Genomic DNA, 18,452 nt, shown 5'->3' with positions numbered 1-18,452 from the left:
ATTTACATTGTAATCACTATGTGAGCTATTGTTTAATGTATTTCGGTATTTAGATTATCTTATTTAAACGTTTACTTCATTTGACTAAATGCATAATCTGCTGCTTTTAAAGTTTGGTCAATATCTTCTTCTGTATGTTCAGTTGTTAAGAACCAGGCTTCGAATTTAGACGGAGCTAAATTGATTCCTTGATTTAACATTAATTTGAAAAATTTTCCAAACGCTTCGCCATCAGAGCGTTCAACTTGTTCATAATGAGTGACTTTTTCATCTGTAAAGTACAAAGTTAAAGAACCATATATACGATTAATTGTTGCTGTAATTTGATGTTTTTCAATTAACTCAAGTAAACCATTCTCTAAACGTTCTCCTAGACGATTTAACTTTTCGTAAACACCATCTTGTTCTAACACTTCTAATAATGCAATACCTGCTTTCATAGATAATGGATTACCAGCCATAGTACCGGCTTGATATGCAGGGCCGAGTGGTGCAACTTGCTCCATGATATCTTGACGTCCACCATATCCACCAATTGGTAAACCGCCGCCAACAATTTTACCAAAAGCAGTTAAATCAGGAATAACACCTAATAAATCTTGAGCAGCACCATAATGGAAGCGGAAAGCAGTAATAACTTCGTCATAAATGACTAATGTTCCATTGTTATGTGAGATTTCGTTAACTGCTTCTAAAAATCCAGGTTGGGGCATTACCATTCCAAAATTTCCAACGATTGGTTCTACTAATACTGCAGCAATCTCATCACCCCAAAAATCAATAGCTTCTTTGTAAGCATCAACATCATTGAAAGGTACAGTTATAACTTCACGAGCAACACTTTCTGGTACACCAGCTGAATCGGGAGAACCAAGTTGAGATGGACCGCTACCGGCTGCAACCAACACTAAGTCAGAGTGGCCATGATACGAACCAGCAAATTTTATAATTTTATTTCTTTTAGTATATGCACGAGCAACACGAATTGTCGTCATTACTGCTTCTGTACCAGAATTAACGAATCGAATTTTTTCAAGAGAAGGAATTGCTTTACGTAATTTCTTACTAAATTCTATTTCTAATTCTGTAGGTGTTCCATATAATACACCTTTCGCAGCTTGTTCTTGAATTGCTTGAGTAATGTGAGGATGTGCATGTCCAGTAATAATTGGACCATATGCTTGAAGATAGTCAATAAATTTATTGCCATCTACATCATATAAATATGCTCCATGACCTTCTTTCATTACAACTGGAGCTCCGCCACCGACAGCTTTATATGAACGAGAAGGTGAATTCACACCGCCAAGTATATATTCATTTGAAAGTTGTTGTAAACGTTCACTTTCACTAAAATTCATGTGTATCAACCTCTTTTAATTTAATATTTTCATCTAATATCGTATCATAAAATTATTATAATGAAGAAAAAGGTGATTAGATGTTGCAAAAAGGAGAACAATTTCCAAAATTTTCATTAGAGAATCAAAATGGAAAAATAATTACAAACGATTCATTGAAAGGTAAAAAGACAATTCTTTATTTTTACCCAAGAGATAATACACCAACTTGTACTACAGAAGCATGTGATTTTAGAGACAATTTAGAAATGTTTAGTGAATTAGACGTCGCAGTATATGGCATTAGTGGCGATTCAAAGAAAAAACATCAAAATTTTATTGAAAAGCACGGATTGAATTTCGACTTGTTAGTAGATGATGAATTTGAATTATCAAAAGAAGTAGGTGTTTATCAATTGAAGAAATCTTTTGGTAAAGAAAGTATGGGTATTGTACGTACCACTTTTGTGATAGATGAAGAAGGTAAAGTCTTAGATGTTATCGAGAAAGTTAAAGTTAAAACACAAATAGAAGAACTTAAAAACATTTTGGGGTGACATGTAATGAAGGTTGTCGGTTTAAATCGTATGCGTGAAGTTGAAGCAGAATTACAACAACGGTTTCCAGACATTGAGTTCAAATTTTATAAGAATTCATCAGAAATTCCTGAAAATGATTTAGAAGATATAGATATCTTGGTAGGCTATGATGGTGCAATCGATGAGGCGTTTTTACGACGTTGTCCAAATTTAAAATGGATTGCATGGTTTGCAACTGGCGTAAATACATTACCTTTGGATTATATTGCAAATCAAGGCATACTATTAACAAATGGTAAAGGTGTTCAAGCTAAACAATTATCTGAATACATCTTAGCTTTCATATTAGATGATTATAAAAAGATGAAACTATCATATGATAACCAACAACAATATATTTATGATTCGAAAATAACTGGTAAACGACTATCGGGTCAAACGGTCGTATTTTTAGGAACAGGTGCAATATCTAAAAGAACAGCAAAATTAGCAAAGGCATTTAATATGCATTTGGTTGGTCTGAGTAAATCAGGTCAAGAGAAAGAAGAGTTTGATGAGATATATTCAATTAAATCTTTAGAAAGCATATTGCCTAAAGCTGATATTGTTGTAAATGCTTTGCCAGAAACAAAAGAAACGATTCATTTATTAAAAAGACAACATTTTGAAGTAATGAAAGATGAAACTTTGTTTATTAACATTGGTAGAGGTAGTGTTGTTGATGAACAATTATTAATAGAAGTATTAAAAAATAAAATTATTCGACATGCATATTTAGATGTGTTTGAAAATGAACCTTTGAAACCTAATCATGAACTATATGAATTAGAAAATGTTACTATCACGGCGCATATAACTGGTAATGATTATGAAGCAAAGTATGATTTATTAGATATTTTTAAAAATAATTTAGTTAATTTTCTCAATAAGAAATATCTAATTGAGAATGAAGTGGATGCTAAAAAGGGCTATTAAATGAAATCCGCATGTAAATATTGACACACGCGCAACACTACAGTTATATTTATAGTAAGTAATAATAATTATTATATAAGAAAGATGGTGATTTAGATGAGTGTTGAAATAGAATCAATTGAGCATGAATTAGAAGAATCAATTGCTTCATTGCGACAAGCTGGTGTTAGAATCACACCACAACGACAAGCAATATTACGATATTTAATTTCTTCACATACTCATCCAACAGCTGATGAAATTTATCAAGCACTTTCACCTGATTTTCCAAATATAAGTGTTGCGACAATATATAATAACTTAAGAGTATTTAAAGATATTGGAATTGTTAAAGAACTAACTTATGGTGATGCATCTAGTCGTTTCGATTTTAATACACATAATCACTATCATATTATATGTGAGCAATGTGGTAAGATTGTTGACTTCCAATATCCACAGTTAAATGAAATAGAAAGATTAGCTCAGCATATGACTGACTTTAACGTAACACATCATCGAATGGAAATTTATGGAGTTTGTAAAGAATGCCAAGATAAATAATTTAACTTTGGTAGTATGATTAATTAAATAATGTAGATGTAATTCTTTTATTAGAGAACATTAATCTAGGAGTTAAACAATAATCCGTTGTTTAACTCCTTTTTTTAATGTATTATTCGTTACAGCTTGTACAGGTATTTGAGATTTGTATTAGTAAGTTTATTGATATACATTTATAGATATTATTTTAAAGGTCAATAATTAAATAAGAGGGAAATGTAATCCGTCTGTTTATTATTATGAGGAGAGAACACATATTGCATATTTAATATCGATTCCTACCTGTAATTTATTAAATTATAATATGGATGGAATAAAAAGAGATTAGGAAGCGTACTATTTACTTATTAACAAAATGATCTATTAAAAGTGTGATAGTAAATTATTTAATGTATACAAGCGAAGGTGTAATTATAATGAATTATTATAAGCTGAAGTTCAAATACATATTAAAAGAAAACTTTACATGAATTAAAATAGATATAGAGCTACTATGAGAGTATGATTATCATGTAAATTACTTGTTAAGCCGCTAAAACAGGATAATGAATTACACTTTTAATACATATAATTCTTCCAAATAGAAATTAATCACTACAACGGTAATTTTTAAACCAAAATAAGTGTTGTTTTATGTTGACTCTATTAGAATAACTTGATATTATATAAAAGTCGTCAAACGGCACTAATATTTAAAAAACTAAATGATTAAGTTCTTGGTTTAAAATATTAATAAAGTGTAAATTTGACTATTGAAATTCAAACAAATACATAATAAAATAATATTTGTCGAATTAATTGAGTTAGGAAATTTATTTTTTAGAAATAAAATAATTAAAAATAATTCTTGACTTACAAAAACTTACAAGTTATAATTAAATCTTGTAAGTATCAAACGAACATTGAAAACTGAATGACAATATGTCAACGTTAATTCCAAAAACGTAACTATTAGTTACAAACATTATTTAGTATTTATGAGCTAATCAAACATCATAATTTTTATGGAGAGTTTGATCCTGGCTCAGGATGAACGCTGGCGGCGTGCCTAATACATGCAAGTCGAGCGAACGGACGAGAAGCTTGCTTCTCTGATGTTAGCGGCGGACGGGTGAGTAACACGTGGATAATCTACCTATAAGACTGGGATAACTTCGGGAAACCGGAGCTAATACCGGATAATATTTTGAACCGCATGGTTCAAAAGTGAAAGACGGTCTTGCTGTCACTTATAGATGGATCCGCGCTGCATTAGCTAGTTGGTAAGGTAACGGCTTACCAAGGCAACGATGCATAGCCGACCTGAGAGGGTGATCGGCCACACTGGAACTGAGACACGGTCCAGACTCCTACGGGAGGCAGCAGTAGGGAATCTTCCGCAATGGGCGAAAGCCTGACGGAGCAACGCCGCGTGAGTGATGAAGGTCTTCGGATCGTAAAACTCTGTTATTAGGGAAGAACATATGTGTAAGTAACTGTGCACATCTTGACGGTACCTAATCAGAAAGCCACGGCTAACTACGTGCCAGCAGCCGCGGTAATACGTAGGTGGCAAGCGTTATCCGGAATTATTGGGCGTAAAGCGCGCGTAGGCGGTTTTTTAAGTCTGATGTGAAAGCCCACGGCTCAACCGTGGAGGGTCATTGGAAACTGGAAAACTTGAGTGCAGAAGAGGAAAGTGGAATTCCATGTGTAGCGGTGAAATGCGCAGAGATATGGAGGAACACCAGTGGCGAAGGCGACTTTCTGGTCTGTAACTGACGCTGATGTGCGAAAGCGTGGGGATCAAACAGGATTAGATACCCTGGTAGTCCACGCCGTAAACGATGAGTGCTAAGTGTTAGGGGGTTTCCGCCCCTTAGTGCTGCAGCTAACGCATTAAGCACTCCGCCTGGGGAGTACGACCGCAAGGTTGAAACTCAAAGGAATTGACGGGGACCCGCACAAGCGGTGGAGCATGTGGTTTAATTCGAAGCAACGCGAAGAACCTTACCAAATCTTGACATCCTTTGACAACTCTAGAGATAGAGCTTTCCCCTTCGGGGGACAAAGTGACAGGTGGTGCATGGTTGTCGTCAGCTCGTGTCGTGAGATGTTGGGTTGAGTCCCGCAACGAGCGCAACCCTTAAGCTTAGTTGCCATCATTAAGTTGGGCACTCTAAGTTGACTGCCGGTGACAAACCGGAGGAAGGTGGGGATGACGTCAAATCATCATGCCCCTTATGATTTGGGCTACACACGTGCTACAATGGACAATACAAAGGGCAGCGAAACCGCGAGGTCAAGCAAATCCCATAAAGTTGTTCTCAGTTCGGATTGTAGTCTGCAACTCGACTACATGAAGCTGGAATCGCTAGTAATCGTAGATCAGCATGCTACGGTGAATACGTTCCCGGGTCTTGTACACACCGCCCGTCACACCACGAGAGTTTGTAACACCCGAAGCCGGTGGAGTAACCTTTTAGGAGCTAGCCGTCGAAGGTGGGACAAATGATTGGGGTGAAGTCGTAACAAGGTAGCCGTATCGGAAGGTGCGGCTGGATCACCTCCTTTCTAAGGATATATTCGGAGCATCTTCTTTAGAAGATGCGGAATAACGTGACATATTGTATTCAGTTTTGAATGTTTGTACATTCAAATTAATGGGCCTATAGCTCAGCTGGTTAGAGCGCACGCCTGATAAGCGTGAGGTCGGTGGTTCGAGTCCACTTAGGCCCACCATTAATTTAATTTATATATATGGGGGCTTAGCTCAGCTGGGAGAGCGCCTGCTTTGCACGCAGGAGGTCAGCGGTTCGATCCCGCTAGTCTCCACCATTATTTTGTACATTGAAAACTAGATAAGTAAGTAAAATATAGATTTTACCAAGCAAAACCGAGTGAATAAAGAGTTTTAAATAAGCTTGAATTCATAAGAAATAATCGCTAGTGTTCGAAAGAACACTCACAAGATTAATAACGCGTTTAAATCTTTTTATAAAAGAATGTGACTTCGTGTTAACGTTCGACTTATAAAAATGGTGGAAACATAGATTAAGTTATTAAGGGCGCACGGTGGATGCCTTGGCACTAGAAGCCGATGAAGGACGTTACTAACGACGATATGCTTTGGGGAGCTGTAAGTAAGCTTTGATCCAGAGATTTCCGAATGGGGAAACCCAACATGAGTTATGTCATGTTATCGATATGTGAATACATAGCATATCAGAAGGCACACCCGGAGAACTGAAACATCTTAGTACCCGGAGGAAGAGAAAGAAAATTCGATTCCCTTAGTAGCGGCGAGCGAAACGGGAAGAGCCCAAACCAACAAGCTTGCTTGTTGGGGTTGTAGGACACTCTATACGGAGTTACAAAGGACGACATTAGACGAATCATCTGGAAAGATGAATCAAAGAAGGTAATAATCCTGTAGTCGAAAATGTTGTCTCTCTTGAGTGGATCCTGAGTACGACGGAGCACGTGAAATTCCGTCGGAATCTGGGAGGACCATCTCCTAAGGCTAAATACTCTCTAGTGACCGATAGTGAACCAGTACCGTGAGGGAAAGGTGAAAAGCACCCCGGAAGGGGAGTGAAATAGAACCTGAAACCGTGTGCTTACAAGTAGTCAGAGCCCGTTAATGGGTGATGGCGTGCCTTTTGTAGAATGAACCGGCGAGTTACGATTTGATGCAAGGTTAAGCAGTAAATGTGGAGCCGTAGCGAAAGCGAGTCTGAATAGGGCGTTTAGTATTTGGTCGTAGACCCGAAACCAGGTGATCTACCCTTGGTCAGGTTGAAGTTCAGGTAACACTGAATGGAGGACCGAACCGACTTACGTTGAAAAGTGAGCGGATGAACTGAGGGTAGCGGAGAAATTCCAATCGAACCTGGAGATAGCTGGTTCTCTCCGAAATAGCTTTAGGGCTAGCCTCAAGTGATGATTATTGGAGGTAGAGCACTGTTTGGACGAGGGGCCCCTCTCGGGTTACCGAATTCAGACAAACTCCGAATGCCAATTAATTTAACTTGGGAGTCAGAACATGGGTGATAAGGTCCGTGTTCGAAAGGGAAACAGCCCAGACCACCAGCTAAGGTCCCAAAATATATGTTAAGTGGAAAAGGATGTGGCGTTGCCCAGACAACTAGGATGTTGGCTTAGAAGCAGCCATCATTTAAAGAGTGCGTAATAGCTCACTAGTCGAGTGACACTGCGCCGAAAATGTACCGGGGCTAAACATATTACCGAAGCTGTGGATTGTCCTTTGGACAATGGTAGGAGAGCGTTCTAAGGGCGTTGAAGCATGATCGCAAGGACATGTGGAGCGCTTAGAAGTGAGAATGCCGGTGTGAGTAGCGAAAGACGGGTGAGAATCCCGTCCACCGATTGACTAAGGTTTCCAGAGGAAGGCTCGTCCGCTCTGGGTTAGTCGGGTCCTAAGCTGAGGCCGACAGGCGTAGGCGATGGATAACAGGTTGATATTCCTGTACCACCTATAATCGTTTTAATCGATGGGGGGGACGCAGTAGGATAGGCGAAGCGTGCGATTGGATTGCACGTCTAAGCAGTAAGGCTGAGTATTAGGCAAATCCGGTACTCATTAAGGCTGAGCTGTGATGGGGAGAAGACATTGTGTCTTCGAGTCGTTGATTTCACACTGCCGAGAAAAGCCTCTAGATAGAAAATAGGTGCCCGTACCGCAAACCGACACAGGTAGTCAAGATGAGAATTCTAAGGTGAGCGAGCGAACTCTCGTTAAGGAACTCGGCAAAATGACCCCGTAACTTCGGGAGAAGGGGTGCTCTTTAGGGTTAACGCCCAGAAGAGCCGCAGTGAATAGGCCCAAGCGACTGTTTATCAAAAACACAGGTCTCTGCTAAACCGTAAGGTGATGTATAGGGGCTGACGCCTGCCCGGTGCTGGAAGGTTAAGAGGAGTGGTTAGCTTCTGCGAAGCTACGAATCGAAGCCCCAGTAAACGGCGGCCGTAACTATAACGGTCCTAAGGTAGCGAAATTCCTTGTCGGGTAAGTTCCGACCCGCACGAAAGGCGTAACGATTTGGGCACTGTCTCAACGAGAGACTCGGTGAAATCATAGTACCTGTGAAGATGCAGGTTACCCGCGACAGGACGGAAAGACCCCGTGGAGCTTTACTGTAGCCTGATATTGAAATTCGGCACAGCTTGTACAGGATAGGTAGGAGCCTTTGAAACGTGAGCGCTAGCTTACGTGGAGGCGCTGGTGGGATACTACCCTAGCTGTGTTGGCTTTCTAACCCGCACCACTTATCGTGGTGGGAGACAGTGTCAGGCGGGCAGTTTGACTGGGGCGGTCGCCTCCTAAAAGGTAACGGAGGCGCTCAAAGGTTCCCTCAGAATGGTTGGAAATCATTCATAGAGTGTAAAGGCATAAGGGAGCTTGACTGCGAGACCTACAAGTCGAGCAGGGTCGAAAGACGGACTTAGTGATCCGGTGGTTCCGCATGGAAGGGCCATCGCTCAACGGATAAAAGCTACCCCGGGGATAACAGGCTTATCTCCCCCAAGAGTTCACATCGACGGGGAGGTTTGGCACCTCGATGTCGGCTCATCGCATCCTGGGGCTGTAGTCGGTCCCAAGGGTTGGGCTGTTCGCCCATTAAAGCGGTACGCGAGCTGGGTTCAGAACGTCGTGAGACAGTTCGGTCCCTATCCGTCGTGGGCGTAGGAAATTTGAGAGGAGCTGTCCTTAGTACGAGAGGACCGGGATGGACATACCTCTGGTGTACCAGTTGTCGTGCCAACGGCATAGCTGGGTAGCTATGTGTGGACGGGATAAGTGCTGAAAGCATCTAAGCATGAAGCCCCCCTCAAGATGAGATTTCCCAACTTCGGTTATAAGATCCCTCAAAGATGATGAGGTTAATAGGTTCGAGGTGGAAGCATGGTGACATGTGGAGCTGACGAATACTAATCGATCGAAGACTTAATCAAAATAAATGTTTTGCGAAGCAAAATAACTTTTACTTACTATCTAGTTTTGAATGTATAATCTACATTCATATGTCTGGTGACTATAGCAAGGAGGTCACACCTGTTCCCATGCCGAACACAGAAGTTAAGCTCCTTAGCGTCGATGGTAGTTGGACTTACGTTCCGCTAGAGTAGAACGTTGCCAGGCAAGATATATTTGGAGAATTAGCTCAGCTGGGAGAGCATCTGCCTTACAAGCAGAGGGTCGGCGGTTCGAACCCGTCATTCTCCACCATTTATTCTTACATATTGCCGGCCTAGCTCAATTGGTAGAGCAACTGACTTGTAATCAGTAGGTTGGGGGTTCAAGTCCTCTGGCCGGCACCATGGAAGAGCCATTAGCTCAGTTGGTAGAGCATCTGACTTTTAATCAGAGGGTCAGAGGTTCGAATCCTCTATGGCTCACCATTTGCGGGTGTGGCGGAATTGGCAGACGCACTAGACTTAGGATCTAGCGCCTTACGGCGTGGGGGTTCGACTCCCTTCACCCGCATAAGCAGAAGTAGTTCAGCGGTAGAATACAACCTTGCCAAGGTTGGGGTCGCGGGTTCGAATCCCGTCTTCTGCTCCATTTTTTATAGTGCCGGGGTGGCGGAACTGGCAGACGCACAGGACTTAAAATCCTGCGGTGAGTGATCACCGTACCGGTTCGATTCCGGTCCTCGGCACCATTTTCAATAAAAATACATGCGCCCGTAGCTCAATTGGATAGAGCGTTTGACTACGGATCAAGAGGTTATGGGTTCGACTCCTATCGGGCGCGTTAATTATACGGGAAGTAGCTCAGCTTGGTAGAGCACTTGGTTTGGGACCAAGGGGTCGCAGGTTCGAATCCTGTCTTCCCGATATACTGTAATTATAATGGGGGCTTAGCTCAGCTGGGAGAGCGCCTGCTTTGCACGCAGGAGGTCAGCGGTTCGATCCCGCTAGTCTCCACCATTTATTTACAAACTATATAAGGCGGTGTAGCTCAGCTGGCTAGAGCGTACGGTTCATACCCGTGAGGTCGGGGGTTCGATCCCCTCCACCGCCACTATTTATTAGTTGTAAAATTATATTTAGGACCTTTAGCTCAGTTGGTTAGAGCTAACGGCTCATAACCGTTCGGTCGCAGGTTCGAGTCCTGCAAGGTCCATATAATTTTGGAGGAATACCCAAGTCCGGCTGAAGGGATCGGTCTTGAAAACCGACAGGGGCTTAACGGCTCGCGGGGGTTCGAATCCCTCTTCCTCCGTTTTACAAATGGTCTCGTAGTGTAGCGGTTAACACGCCTGCCTGTCACGCAGGAGATCGCGGGTTCGATTCCCGTCGAGACCGCCATTTAATTTTATAATTAATAGCGATTTACCTATAATAATGGAGGAATACCCAAGTCCGGCTGAAGGGATCGGTCTTGAAAACCGACAGGGCCTTAACGGGCCGCGGGGGTTCGAATCCCTCTTCCTCCGCCATTATTTTTTATTATCGCGGGATGGAGCAGTTCGGTAGCTCGTCGGGCTCATAACCCGAAGGTCGGTGGTTCAAATCCGCCTCCCGCAATATTTTTATAGGTCTCGTAGTGTAGCGGTTAACACGCCTGCCTGTCACGCAGGAGATCGCGGGTTCGATTCCCGTCGAGACCGCCATCATTACATTTTTATTATGGTTCAGTAGCTCAGTTGGTAGAGCAATGGATTGAAGCTCCATGTGTCGGCAGTTCGACTCTGTCCTGAACCATTCCTTTGCCGGCCTAGCTCAATTGGTAGAGCAACTGACTTGTAATCAGTAGGTTGGGGGTTCAAGTCCTCTGGCCGGCACCATTTTTATGGAGGGGTAGCGAAGTGGCTAAACGCGGCGGACTGTAAATCCGCTCCTTCGGGTTCGGCAGTTCGAATCTGCCCCCCTCCATTTAATTTTAATAGGGGCATAGTTCAACGGTAGAATAGAGGTCTCCAAAACCTTTGGTGTGGGTTCGATTCCTACTGCCCCTGCCATGGCGGCTGTGGTGAAGTGGTTAACACATCGGATTGTGGTTCCGACATTCGAGGGTTCGATCCCCTTCAGCCGCCCTTATTATTAATGGGCTATAGCCAAGCGGTAAGGCAACGGACTTTGACTCCGTCACTCGTTGGTTCGAATCCAGCTAGCCCAGTTATTGGCGGCATAGCCAAGTGGTAAGGCAGAGGTCTGCAAAACCTTTATCACCGGTTCAAATCCGGTTGCCGCCTCCAGGTTTATGCGGGAGTAGTTCAACTTTTAGAACACGTTCCTTCCCGGAACGAGGTATAGGTGCAAATCCTATCTTCCGCTCCATAATTTTTAATAACAATGCGGGAGTATTTCAACTCTTAGAATACATTCCTTCCTGGAATGAGATATAGGTGTAAATCCTATCTTCCGCTCCATAATTTAATACATGCGGGAGTAGTTCAACTTTTAGAACACGTTCCTTCCCGGAACGAGGTATAGGTGTAAATCCTATCTTCCGCTCCATGATTACTTCCAAAGGGAAGTTTTTTGTTTACCATTAAGCCGGCGTGGCGGAATTGGCAGACGCGCGGGACTCAAAATCCCGTTCCATTCGTGGAGTGTCGGTTCGACCCCGACCGCCGGTATAATTAACTGTAATTTACATAACATAACGTATTAGAAACCTTGTTTTACAGGGTTTCTTTTTATTTATATATCATTTAATCCAAATGAAAAATTGGTTCTCCACCAAATGTGATGGGTATATAATTAATTTAGGTTCTCCACCAAATGTGGTGGGTATATAATTTAAAGAACTATTTTAAATTACAACTTTTAGAGTTTTATTTTTAGATTAAATATATTAACAAGTCATTGTTAATGATGATTTTCTATAATATTATTGAGTTAATGTTTAAATTGGAGGTCGTTTATGAGTAACACTAAAAATGCTGAAAACAAACAATTTTTCAGTAAAATTTTAAATTCTATTGGAGCAGGTGTCGTTATAGCGCTCGTTCCTAACGCTTTATTAGGTGAAGTTTTAAAAATATTTAAAAGTGGCAATGAAATTTTAGAATTGATCTATCAATTAGTTATTCTTATACAATCCTTTATGGCTTTTATAATTGGTGTATTGGCTGCTCATCAATTTAAATTCAATGGAGCAGGTGCTGCAATTGTTGGTACTTCTGCGATGATTGGTTCTGGGGCAGTAGTTTTTAATAACAATGGTTTTATGTTAAAAGGAATTGGTGACATTATCAATGCAAGCCTTGTCGTTATAATTGCTTGTTTATTATATATGATTCTGCAAAATAAACTAGGCTCATTTGAATTAATTATCTTACCAGTATTGGTGCCAATAGTAAGTGGGGGAATTGGTCTTCTTACACTACCTTATGTTCGTAAAATTACTCAAGCTATTGGAAATGTAATACATTCATTTACTGACTTAAATCCTTTATTAATGTCTATACTAATAAGTGTTGCATTTTCATTATTAATGGTAACACCTATATCTTTAGTAGCAATCGCAACTGCTATTAGTTTAAATGGGCTTGGTAGTGGTGCAGCTAACTTAGGAATTGTAGCAGCTTGCGTTACATTCTTATTTGGATCACTACGTGTTAATTCTATAGGTGTGAATGCAGTTTTATTAATTGGTGCAGCTAAAATGATGATACCCGTATATTTGAAAAACCTAATTATTTCAATTCCTTTAACCATAAATGGAGTAATTACTGGAATTATAGCTTACGTTCTTCAGGTTAAAGGGACACCATTGTCTGCTGGATTTGGTTATACAGGATTAGTAGGGCCAATTAATGCATATAATCGTATGTCTGGTGACCCAACAATGAATATCATTTTATTAGCATTAGGTTATTTTGTAATTCCATTTGTTTCTGCATTTATCGTACATGAACTATGTAAAAAATTTATACCATCTTATTCAAATGATATATATAAATTTGAAGTTCCAAAACAGTAATCAATCGATTTAATACGAATTTAAAAAAATTTAGCGTCGCTATCATTAACAATTGTTGATAGTGGCGCTTTTTTAAGTTGAAATTCTATGTTCAAGTAAGAAAACTATTAGAAAAAAGATTGATCGTTTAATTTTCTCATCCCTCTATATTGATAAAAATACAATTTTAAAAACACTATTGCATCAAAATGTATTAATATGTATAATTATGAATATTAATTAGAGAGGGGTGCACAAATGAAGTGTTTATTTAGGGTTATATTAGTATTAGGTTTTTTATTAAGCAGTGCAATTATATATATCAACCCAATTGCGCATGCTGAACAAGATCAGACTTGGGAAAAAATCAAAGAACGCGGAGAAATTAGAGTTGGTCTTTCAGCAGATTATGCACCAATGGAATTTGAGCATACAGTTAATGGGAAGACGGAATATGCTGGTGTAGACATTGATTTAGCTAAAAAGATCGCAAAAGATAATCATTTAAAATTAAAAATTGTAAATATGTCTTTTGATAGTTTATTAGGAGCATTAAAAACTGGGAAAATAGATATTATTATTTCTGGTATGACGTCAACACCTGAACGTAAAAAACAAGTTGATTTTTCAGATTCATATATGATGACTAAAAATATTATGCTTGTTAAAAAGGATAAAGTGAACGATTATAAAGACATTAAAGATTTTAATAATAAAAAAATAGGTGCACAAAAGGGTACAGAACAAGAAAAAATTGCACAAACAGAAATTGAAAATGCTTCAATTACTTCATTGAGCCGTTTACCAGACGTAATATTAGCACTAAAAAGTGGAAAAGTAGAAGGTGCAGTGGTAGAAAAGCCGGTTGCAGAAGCATATTTAAAACAAAATCCTAAATTAGGTATTTCAAATATAAAATTTAATGAAGAAGAAAAAGATACAGTGATTGCAGTGCCAAAAGATTCACCAAAACTATTATCACAAATTAATAAATCGATTAAAGAGGTTAAGGATAAAGGGCTCATTGATAAATATATGACCAATGCAGCAAATGCAATGAATGATGACAGTGGTTTTATTTCAAAGTATGGTAGCTTTTTCTGGAAAGGTATAAAAATAACAATATTAATTTCATTTATTGGTGTGGCATTAGGTTCAATTTTGGGAGCATTTGTTGCCCTAATGAAATTAAGTAAGATTAAAATCATATCATGGATTGCTTCAATTTATATCGAAATTTTAAGAGGAACACCAATGTTAGTCCAAGTATTTATCGTATTCTTTGGTATAACTGCTGCATTAGGATTAGATATTTCAGCATTAGTTTGCGGAACAATTGCTTTGGTCATTAATTCTTCAGCATATATTGCCGAAATTATTAGAGCAGGTATTAATGCAGTTGATAAAGGACAAATGGAGGCAGCTCGAAGCTTAGGATTAAATTATAGACAAACAATGAAAAGCGTAATTATGCCACAAGCTATTAAAAATATTTTACCAGCACTTGGAAATGAATTTGTTACTTTAATAAAAGAATCGTCCATTGTTTCAACAATTGGAGTTGGTGAGATTATGTTTAATGCTCAAGTGGTACAAGGAATTTCGTTTGATCCATTTACACCATTATTAGTTGCTGCAGCATTATACTTTGTATTAACATTCGTTCTTACACGTATTATGAACATGATTGAAGGGAGATTGAGCGCTAGTGATTAAAATTAATAATCTTAATAAAGTATTTGGAGATAATGAAGTATTAAAAGATATCAATCTTGAAATCAATCAAGGTGAAGTTGTAGCAATTATTGGTCCATCAGGTAGTGGCAAAAGTACATTGTTAAGATGTATGAATTTATTAGAAGAACCTACTAAAGGACAAGTAATATTTGAAGGAAATGATTTAACAAAAAAAGGAACACAAGTCGACAAATTACGCCAAAAGATGGGCATGGTTTTCCAAAACTTTAATCTGTTTCCACATAAAAAAGTTGTCGATAATATAATATTAGCACCTAAATTACTGAAAAAAGATGATAATGAAGCATTGCATCAAGAAGCTATTTCACTTCTAGATAAAGTAGGTTTAAAAGAAAAAGCAAATGTATATCCTAATCAATTATCCGGTGGTCAAAAACAAAGGGTAGCAATTGCAAGGGCGCTAGCAATGCAACCAGATGTTATCTTATTCGATGAACCAACTTCAGCATTAGATCCTGAGGTTGTTGGTGATGTATTAAAAGTAATGAAAGACTTAGCCAAAGAAGGTATGACCATGGTAGTTGTTACACATGAAATGGGCTTTGCCAAAGATGTCAGTGACAAAGTCATATTTATGGCGGATGGTGTCGTTGTAGAATCTGGAACACCAAATGAAATCTTCGAACATCCACAACACGAAAGAACACAGAATTTCTTATCAAGAGTATTATAACTACACAACGAAGCTTGAATATATGATACGACCCACAAAGTTATATCATATATTCAAGCTTTTCATTATTTAAATAATGTGAAATGAAACATCAATATGAATAATGGTTGTGTTAAAATAACATAGTATTATTTTATGGGGGGCATACGATTGGATACAAAGCAGTTAAAGCAAGATATCATTGATTATGCATATACAATCGGAATCGACAGTATTGGGTTTACTACTGCAGATCCCTTTGATGAATTGAAGCAAAAGCTTGAAGCATATCATTCAAACGGTTATGCCTCAGGATTTGAAGAGTCTGATATTGCTTTACGGACAGAGCCAAAACTATCATTACCAACAGCAAGATCGATTATAGCAATAGCGGTGGGTTACCCTAATAAATTAAAGGGCGCACCTAAGAGTGTTAGAGGAGACCGTAGAGGTTTATTTGCAAGAGCATCGTGGGGGCAAGATTATCATTCAATTATGCGTAAACGATTAGACAAGTTGGCAGCATTCATTGAATCTAAAGTTCCAAATGTTGAAATAAAATCGATGGTAGATACAGGTGTGTTATCAGATAGAGCTGTTGCAGAACGTGCTGGGTTAGGATTTGTTGGTAGAAATGGATTTGTCATAAATCCAAATTTAGGTACGTGGACATATCTAGGTGAAATGTTAGTCAGTATACCTTTTGAACCTGATGACCCATTATTAGATAGCTGTGGTGATTGCACGATTTGTGTTGATCGTTGTCCAACAAGTGCATTAGTTGGAAATGGCCAATTAAATAGTCAAAAATGCATTAGTTTTTTAACACAAACAAAAGGTTATATGCCAGATCAATATCGATATAAAATTGGAAATAGACTTTATGGATGCGATACATGTCAGCAAGTTTGTCCGAAAAATCGTGGTATTAACACAGAACAAGATGATATTATTTTAGAGCCAGAAATTTTGAAGCCAAGACTTATACCGTTATTAAGTATGTCTAATAAAGAATTTAAACAAACATATGGTCACCTTGCAGGTGCTTGGCGAGGTAAAAAACCTATACAACGAAATGCTATTTTGGCATTAGCACACTTTAATGAAGTGGATGCAATTCCAGAATTGAAAAAAGTTGCAACTACAGATGAAAGACCTATGATTCGAGCAACTGCTTATTGGGCAATTGGTCAAATTCTTGGTGATGATGCTAAAGACTTTATCAACGCAAATTATGAAAAAGAGGATGCGGAAGTCCAACAGGAAATGATAAAAGGAATAGAAACAAGGAGAGAAAAGTAACATGACAAATCATATCGTTTTATATCAACCTGAGATTCCAGCTAATACTGGAAATATTGCACGTACGTGTGCAGGAACTAATACACATTTACATTTAATTAAGCCACTTGGTTTTAGAACGGATGATAAAATGTTAAAAAGAGCAGGATTAGATTACTGGGAATTTGTGAATATTACTTATCACGAAAGTATTGAAGCATTTTTTGAAACAACTAGTGGTGAATACTATTTATTAACAAAATTTGGCAAAAAGACTTATAGTCATTTTGATTTTTCAAGTCAAGATAAAGATTATTATTTTATTTTTGGAAAAGAAACAACAGGTTTACCAGATTGGGTTAAAGAAAAGTATCAAGAAACAGCATTAAGAATACCTATGAGTGAACACATTCGTTCACTGAATTTATCAAATACTGCGGCGTTGCTAATTTATGAAGCATTACGTCAACAAGATTTTCCAGGATTAAACTAAAAATGTATAAAATCATTATAAAAACAAGGCTTTAAATGCTATATTTAAATAAAGTACATGCAAAAGGTAAATGGTTTGATATAGTACAAGTTAGGGTATAATAAATATTAATATCGCCGTTTTTATGTAAAATGCAAACTAAGAGGAGTGTAAAGATCATGGCAATGAACTTTAAAGTATTTGACAACAGTCAACTTGTAGCAGAATATGCTGCAGATATTATTAGAAAACAATTTAACAATAATCCTACTACAATTGCAGGTTTTCATTTGGATACAGACCAAGCACCAATATTAGATGAACTAAAGAAAAACGTTGAGAAACACGCTGTTGATTTTAGTCAAATAAATATTTTAGATTATGACAATAAAAAATCTTATTTTGAAGCATTAGGCGTGCCAGCAAGTCAAATCTATCCAATTGCGTTTGAAAAAGATGCTATTGAATTTATCTCTGACAAAATTAAAACTAAAGAAAATAAAGGCAAACTAACATTACAAGTTGTTTCTATTGATGAGCAAGGAAAATTAAATGTTAGTATCCGCCAAGGTTTAATGGAAGCGAGAGAAATATTTTTAGTTGTGACAGGTGCTAATAAAAAGGAAGTTGTTGAAAAATTATACCAAGAAAATGGTAAAACAAGTTTCGAACCATCTGACTTAAAATCACATAGAATGGTAAATGTTATTCTTGATAAAGAAGCGGCTGCAGGTTTACCTGAAGATGTCAAAGCTTACTTTACATCTCGCTTTGCTTAATTTGCTTAATTAAAAATCTGTGAGGGATTAAAATGTCTAAAGATAAAGATGCAAAATTAAATTATCACGAAGAAGAAAACAGTATGGTAACTGATTTTGAAGATTTAAAAGAATTAGGTAAAGAGATGGAACAAATTTCAGATCAAAATGATCAAGAGAAGAGTACTGATGAAAAGAATAGCCATTAAATGATTAGC

12 protein-coding genes, 28 tRNA genes and 3 rRNA genes are annotated in these 18,452 nt (G+C 38.3%); 41 read left to right on the top strand and 2 right to left on the bottom strand.

Translation table 11 applies throughout. The annotated features are described in order from the left end of the window. Positions 1 to 71 precede the first annotated feature (71 nt). Complete coding sequence (locus SAMSHR1132_RS09100; protein ID WP_001011608.1) at positions 72 to 1,361, bottom strand: glutamate-1-semialdehyde 2,1-aminomutase; 1,290 nt, start codon at positions 1,359 to 1,361, stop codon at positions 72 to 74. Between the two features lie 80 nt (positions 1,362 to 1,441). On the opposite strand from SAMSHR1132_RS09100, the gene bcp reads away from it, so the two are divergent. The 34 genes from bcp (at position 1,442) to SAMSHR1132_RS08935 (ending at position 11,985) form a co-directional block, all read left to right on the top strand. Then, the gene (gene bcp / locus SAMSHR1132_RS09095; protein ID WP_000939533.1) at positions 1,442 to 1,897 is read left to right on the top strand and encodes a thioredoxin-dependent thiol peroxidase; all 456 of its coding nucleotides are present in this window, start codon (positions 1,442 to 1,444) and stop codon (positions 1,895 to 1,897) included. A 6-nt stretch (positions 1,898 to 1,903) separates the two neighbouring features. Beyond that, complete coding sequence (locus SAMSHR1132_RS09090; RefSeq protein ID WP_000869442.1) at positions 1,904 to 2,854, top strand: phosphoglycerate dehydrogenase; 951 nt, start codon at positions 1,904 to 1,906, stop codon at positions 2,852 to 2,854. A 96-nt stretch (positions 2,855 to 2,950) separates the two neighbouring features. Beyond that, a complete protein-coding gene (perR, locus tag SAMSHR1132_RS09085) occupies positions 2,951 to 3,397 on the top strand; it encodes a peroxide-responsive transcriptional repressor PerR (RefSeq protein WP_000110009.1) in 447 nt (148 codons plus the stop codon). A gap of 1,001 nt (positions 3,398 to 4,398) precedes the next feature. Beyond that, positions 4,399 to 5,950: ribosomal RNA gene (locus tag SAMSHR1132_RS09080) — 16S ribosomal RNA — on the top strand. A 91-nt stretch (positions 5,951 to 6,041) separates the two neighbouring features. After that, positions 6,042 to 6,118, top strand: a tRNA-Ile gene (locus SAMSHR1132_RS09075). 20 nt (positions 6,119 to 6,138) lie between these two features. Beyond that, positions 6,139 to 6,214 (top strand) — tRNA-Ala (locus SAMSHR1132_RS09070). A 214-nt stretch (positions 6,215 to 6,428) separates the two neighbouring features. Continuing rightward, positions 6,429 to 9,352, top strand: a 23S ribosomal RNA gene (locus tag SAMSHR1132_RS09065). Positions 9,353 to 9,424: 72 nt separating this feature from the next. Continuing rightward, a 5S ribosomal RNA gene (gene rrf, locus SAMSHR1132_RS09060) occupies positions 9,425 to 9,539 on the top strand. Together the 16S, 23S and 5S rRNA genes with 28 tRNA genes alongside form the textbook arrangement of a ribosomal RNA operon. Before the next feature lie 11 nt (positions 9,540 to 9,550). Next, positions 9,551 to 9,626 (top strand) — tRNA-Val (locus SAMSHR1132_RS09055). A gap of 16 nt (positions 9,627 to 9,642) precedes the next feature. After that, positions 9,643 to 9,718 (top strand) — tRNA-Thr (locus SAMSHR1132_RS09050). 5 nt (positions 9,719 to 9,723) lie between these two features. Then, positions 9,724 to 9,799, top strand: a tRNA-Lys gene (locus tag SAMSHR1132_RS09045). Between the two features lie 3 nt (positions 9,800 to 9,802). Beyond that, a tRNA-Leu gene (locus SAMSHR1132_RS09040) sits at positions 9,803 to 9,884 on the top strand. A gap of 3 nt (positions 9,885 to 9,887) precedes the next feature. Then, a tRNA-Gly gene (locus SAMSHR1132_RS09035) sits at positions 9,888 to 9,962 on the top strand. An 11-nt stretch (positions 9,963 to 9,973) separates the two neighbouring features. Then, positions 9,974 to 10,062 (top strand) — tRNA-Leu (locus tag SAMSHR1132_RS09030). Between the two features lie 18 nt (positions 10,063 to 10,080). Continuing rightward, a tRNA-Arg gene (locus SAMSHR1132_RS09025) sits at positions 10,081 to 10,154 on the top strand. Between the two features lie 9 nt (positions 10,155 to 10,163). Beyond that, positions 10,164 to 10,237: transfer RNA gene (locus SAMSHR1132_RS09020), tRNA-Pro, on the top strand. A gap of 17 nt (positions 10,238 to 10,254) precedes the next feature. Continuing rightward, positions 10,255 to 10,330: transfer RNA gene (locus SAMSHR1132_RS09015), tRNA-Ala, on the top strand. Positions 10,331 to 10,350: 20 nt separating this feature from the next. After that, positions 10,351 to 10,424, top strand: a tRNA-Met gene (locus tag SAMSHR1132_RS09010). Between the two features lie 28 nt (positions 10,425 to 10,452). Beyond that, positions 10,453 to 10,526, top strand: a tRNA-Ile gene (locus tag SAMSHR1132_RS09005). Between the two features lie 9 nt (positions 10,527 to 10,535). Beyond that, a tRNA-Ser gene (locus tag SAMSHR1132_RS09000) sits at positions 10,536 to 10,625 on the top strand. Between the two features lie 10 nt (positions 10,626 to 10,635). Continuing rightward, positions 10,636 to 10,711 (top strand) — tRNA-Asp (locus SAMSHR1132_RS08995). A 38-nt stretch (positions 10,712 to 10,749) separates the two neighbouring features. Further along, positions 10,750 to 10,842 (top strand) — tRNA-Ser (locus SAMSHR1132_RS08990). Positions 10,843 to 10,856: 14 nt separating this feature from the next. Next, positions 10,857 to 10,930: transfer RNA gene (locus tag SAMSHR1132_RS08985), tRNA-Met, on the top strand. Positions 10,931 to 10,940: 10 nt separating this feature from the next. Next, positions 10,941 to 11,016 (top strand) — tRNA-Asp (locus SAMSHR1132_RS08980). Positions 11,017 to 11,034: 18 nt separating this feature from the next. Then, positions 11,035 to 11,107: transfer RNA gene (locus tag SAMSHR1132_RS08975), tRNA-Phe, on the top strand. Between the two features lie 7 nt (positions 11,108 to 11,114). Further along, positions 11,115 to 11,190 (top strand) — tRNA-Thr (locus tag SAMSHR1132_RS08970). A 7-nt stretch (positions 11,191 to 11,197) separates the two neighbouring features. Beyond that, positions 11,198 to 11,278 (top strand) — tRNA-Tyr (locus SAMSHR1132_RS08965). 12 nt (positions 11,279 to 11,290) lie between these two features. After that, positions 11,291 to 11,364: transfer RNA gene (locus SAMSHR1132_RS08960), tRNA-Trp, on the top strand. 2 nt (positions 11,365 to 11,366) lie between these two features. Next, positions 11,367 to 11,439 (top strand) — tRNA-His (locus tag SAMSHR1132_RS08955). Positions 11,440 to 11,450: 11 nt separating this feature from the next. Next, positions 11,451 to 11,522: transfer RNA gene (locus SAMSHR1132_RS08950), tRNA-Gln, on the top strand. 5 nt (positions 11,523 to 11,527) lie between these two features. Next, positions 11,528 to 11,601 (top strand) — tRNA-Cys (locus tag SAMSHR1132_RS08945). Between the two features lie 7 nt (positions 11,602 to 11,608). Beyond that, positions 11,609 to 11,683: transfer RNA gene (locus SAMSHR1132_RS08940), tRNA-Gly, on the top strand. A 105-nt stretch (positions 11,684 to 11,788) separates the two neighbouring features. Continuing rightward, positions 11,789 to 11,863: transfer RNA gene (locus SAMSHR1132_RS14120), tRNA-Gly, on the top strand. Between the two features lie 38 nt (positions 11,864 to 11,901). Next, a tRNA-Leu gene (locus tag SAMSHR1132_RS08935) sits at positions 11,902 to 11,985 on the top strand. 71 nt (positions 11,986 to 12,056) lie between these two features. Here SAMSHR1132_RS08935 and SAMSHR1132_RS14445 read toward each other — a convergent pair. Next, positions 12,057 to 12,143: a hypothetical protein gene (locus tag SAMSHR1132_RS14445; protein WP_405127604.1), complete on the bottom strand. Its 87-nt coding sequence runs from the start codon at positions 12,141 to 12,143 to the stop codon at positions 12,057 to 12,059. Between the two features lie 129 nt (positions 12,144 to 12,272). Here SAMSHR1132_RS14445 and SAMSHR1132_RS08930 point away from each other — a divergent pair, with 129 nt between their 5' ends. The 7 genes from SAMSHR1132_RS08930 (at position 12,273) to SAMSHR1132_RS08900 (ending at position 18,443) form a co-directional block, all read left to right on the top strand. Next, positions 12,273 to 13,334 carry a PTS transporter subunit IIC gene (locus tag SAMSHR1132_RS08930; RefSeq protein ID WP_000072396.1) on the top strand — a complete coding sequence of 354 codons (1,062 nt, stop codon included), beginning with the start codon at positions 12,273 to 12,275 and terminating at the stop codon, positions 13,332 to 13,334. Positions 13,335 to 13,571: 237 nt separating this feature from the next. After that, entirely contained in the window at positions 13,572 to 15,029 is a 1,458-nt protein-coding gene (locus SAMSHR1132_RS08925) for an ABC transporter substrate-binding protein/permease (RefSeq protein WP_000649887.1), read from the top strand. Beyond that, positions 15,022 to 15,744, top strand: coding sequence for an amino acid ABC transporter ATP-binding protein (locus tag SAMSHR1132_RS08920; protein ID WP_000590808.1), 723 nt, complete (start codon positions 15,022 to 15,024; stop codon positions 15,742 to 15,744). Before SAMSHR1132_RS08925 ends, SAMSHR1132_RS08920 begins: the two co-directional genes overlap by 8 nt. Positions 15,745 to 15,894: 150 nt before the next feature. Continuing rightward, positions 15,895 to 17,025: a tRNA epoxyqueuosine(34) reductase QueG gene (queG, locus tag SAMSHR1132_RS08915; RefSeq protein WP_000379994.1), complete on the top strand. Its 1,131-nt coding sequence runs from the start codon at positions 15,895 to 15,897 to the stop codon at positions 17,023 to 17,025. 1 nt (position 17,026) lies between these two features. Then, positions 17,027 to 17,497: a tRNA (uridine(34)/cytosine(34)/5-carboxymethylaminomethyluridine(34)-2'-O)-methyltransferase TrmL gene (gene trmL, locus SAMSHR1132_RS08910; RefSeq protein ID WP_000181399.1), complete on the top strand. Its 471-nt coding sequence runs from the start codon at positions 17,027 to 17,029 to the stop codon at positions 17,495 to 17,497. Positions 17,498 to 17,655: 158 nt separating this feature from the next. Continuing rightward, the gene (locus tag SAMSHR1132_RS08905; protein ID WP_001251215.1) at positions 17,656 to 18,255 is read left to right on the top strand and encodes a 6-phosphogluconolactonase; all 600 of its coding nucleotides are present in this window, start codon (positions 17,656 to 17,658) and stop codon (positions 18,253 to 18,255) included. Positions 18,256 to 18,287: 32 nt separating this feature from the next. After that, positions 18,288 to 18,443: an SAS053 family DNA gyrase inhibitor gene (locus SAMSHR1132_RS08900; protein ID WP_000031103.1), complete on the top strand. Its 156-nt coding sequence runs from the start codon at positions 18,288 to 18,290 to the stop codon at positions 18,441 to 18,443. Positions 18,444 to 18,452: the final 9 nt, after the last annotated feature.

The sequence above is a fragment of the Staphylococcus argenteus genome, assembly GCF_000236925.1.
GTDB lineage: Bacteria > Bacillota > Bacilli > Staphylococcales > Staphylococcaceae > Staphylococcus > Staphylococcus argenteus.
The sequence above is the reverse complement of the archived record's forward strand: the minus strand, read 5'-3'. Positions and strand labels throughout refer to the sequence as shown.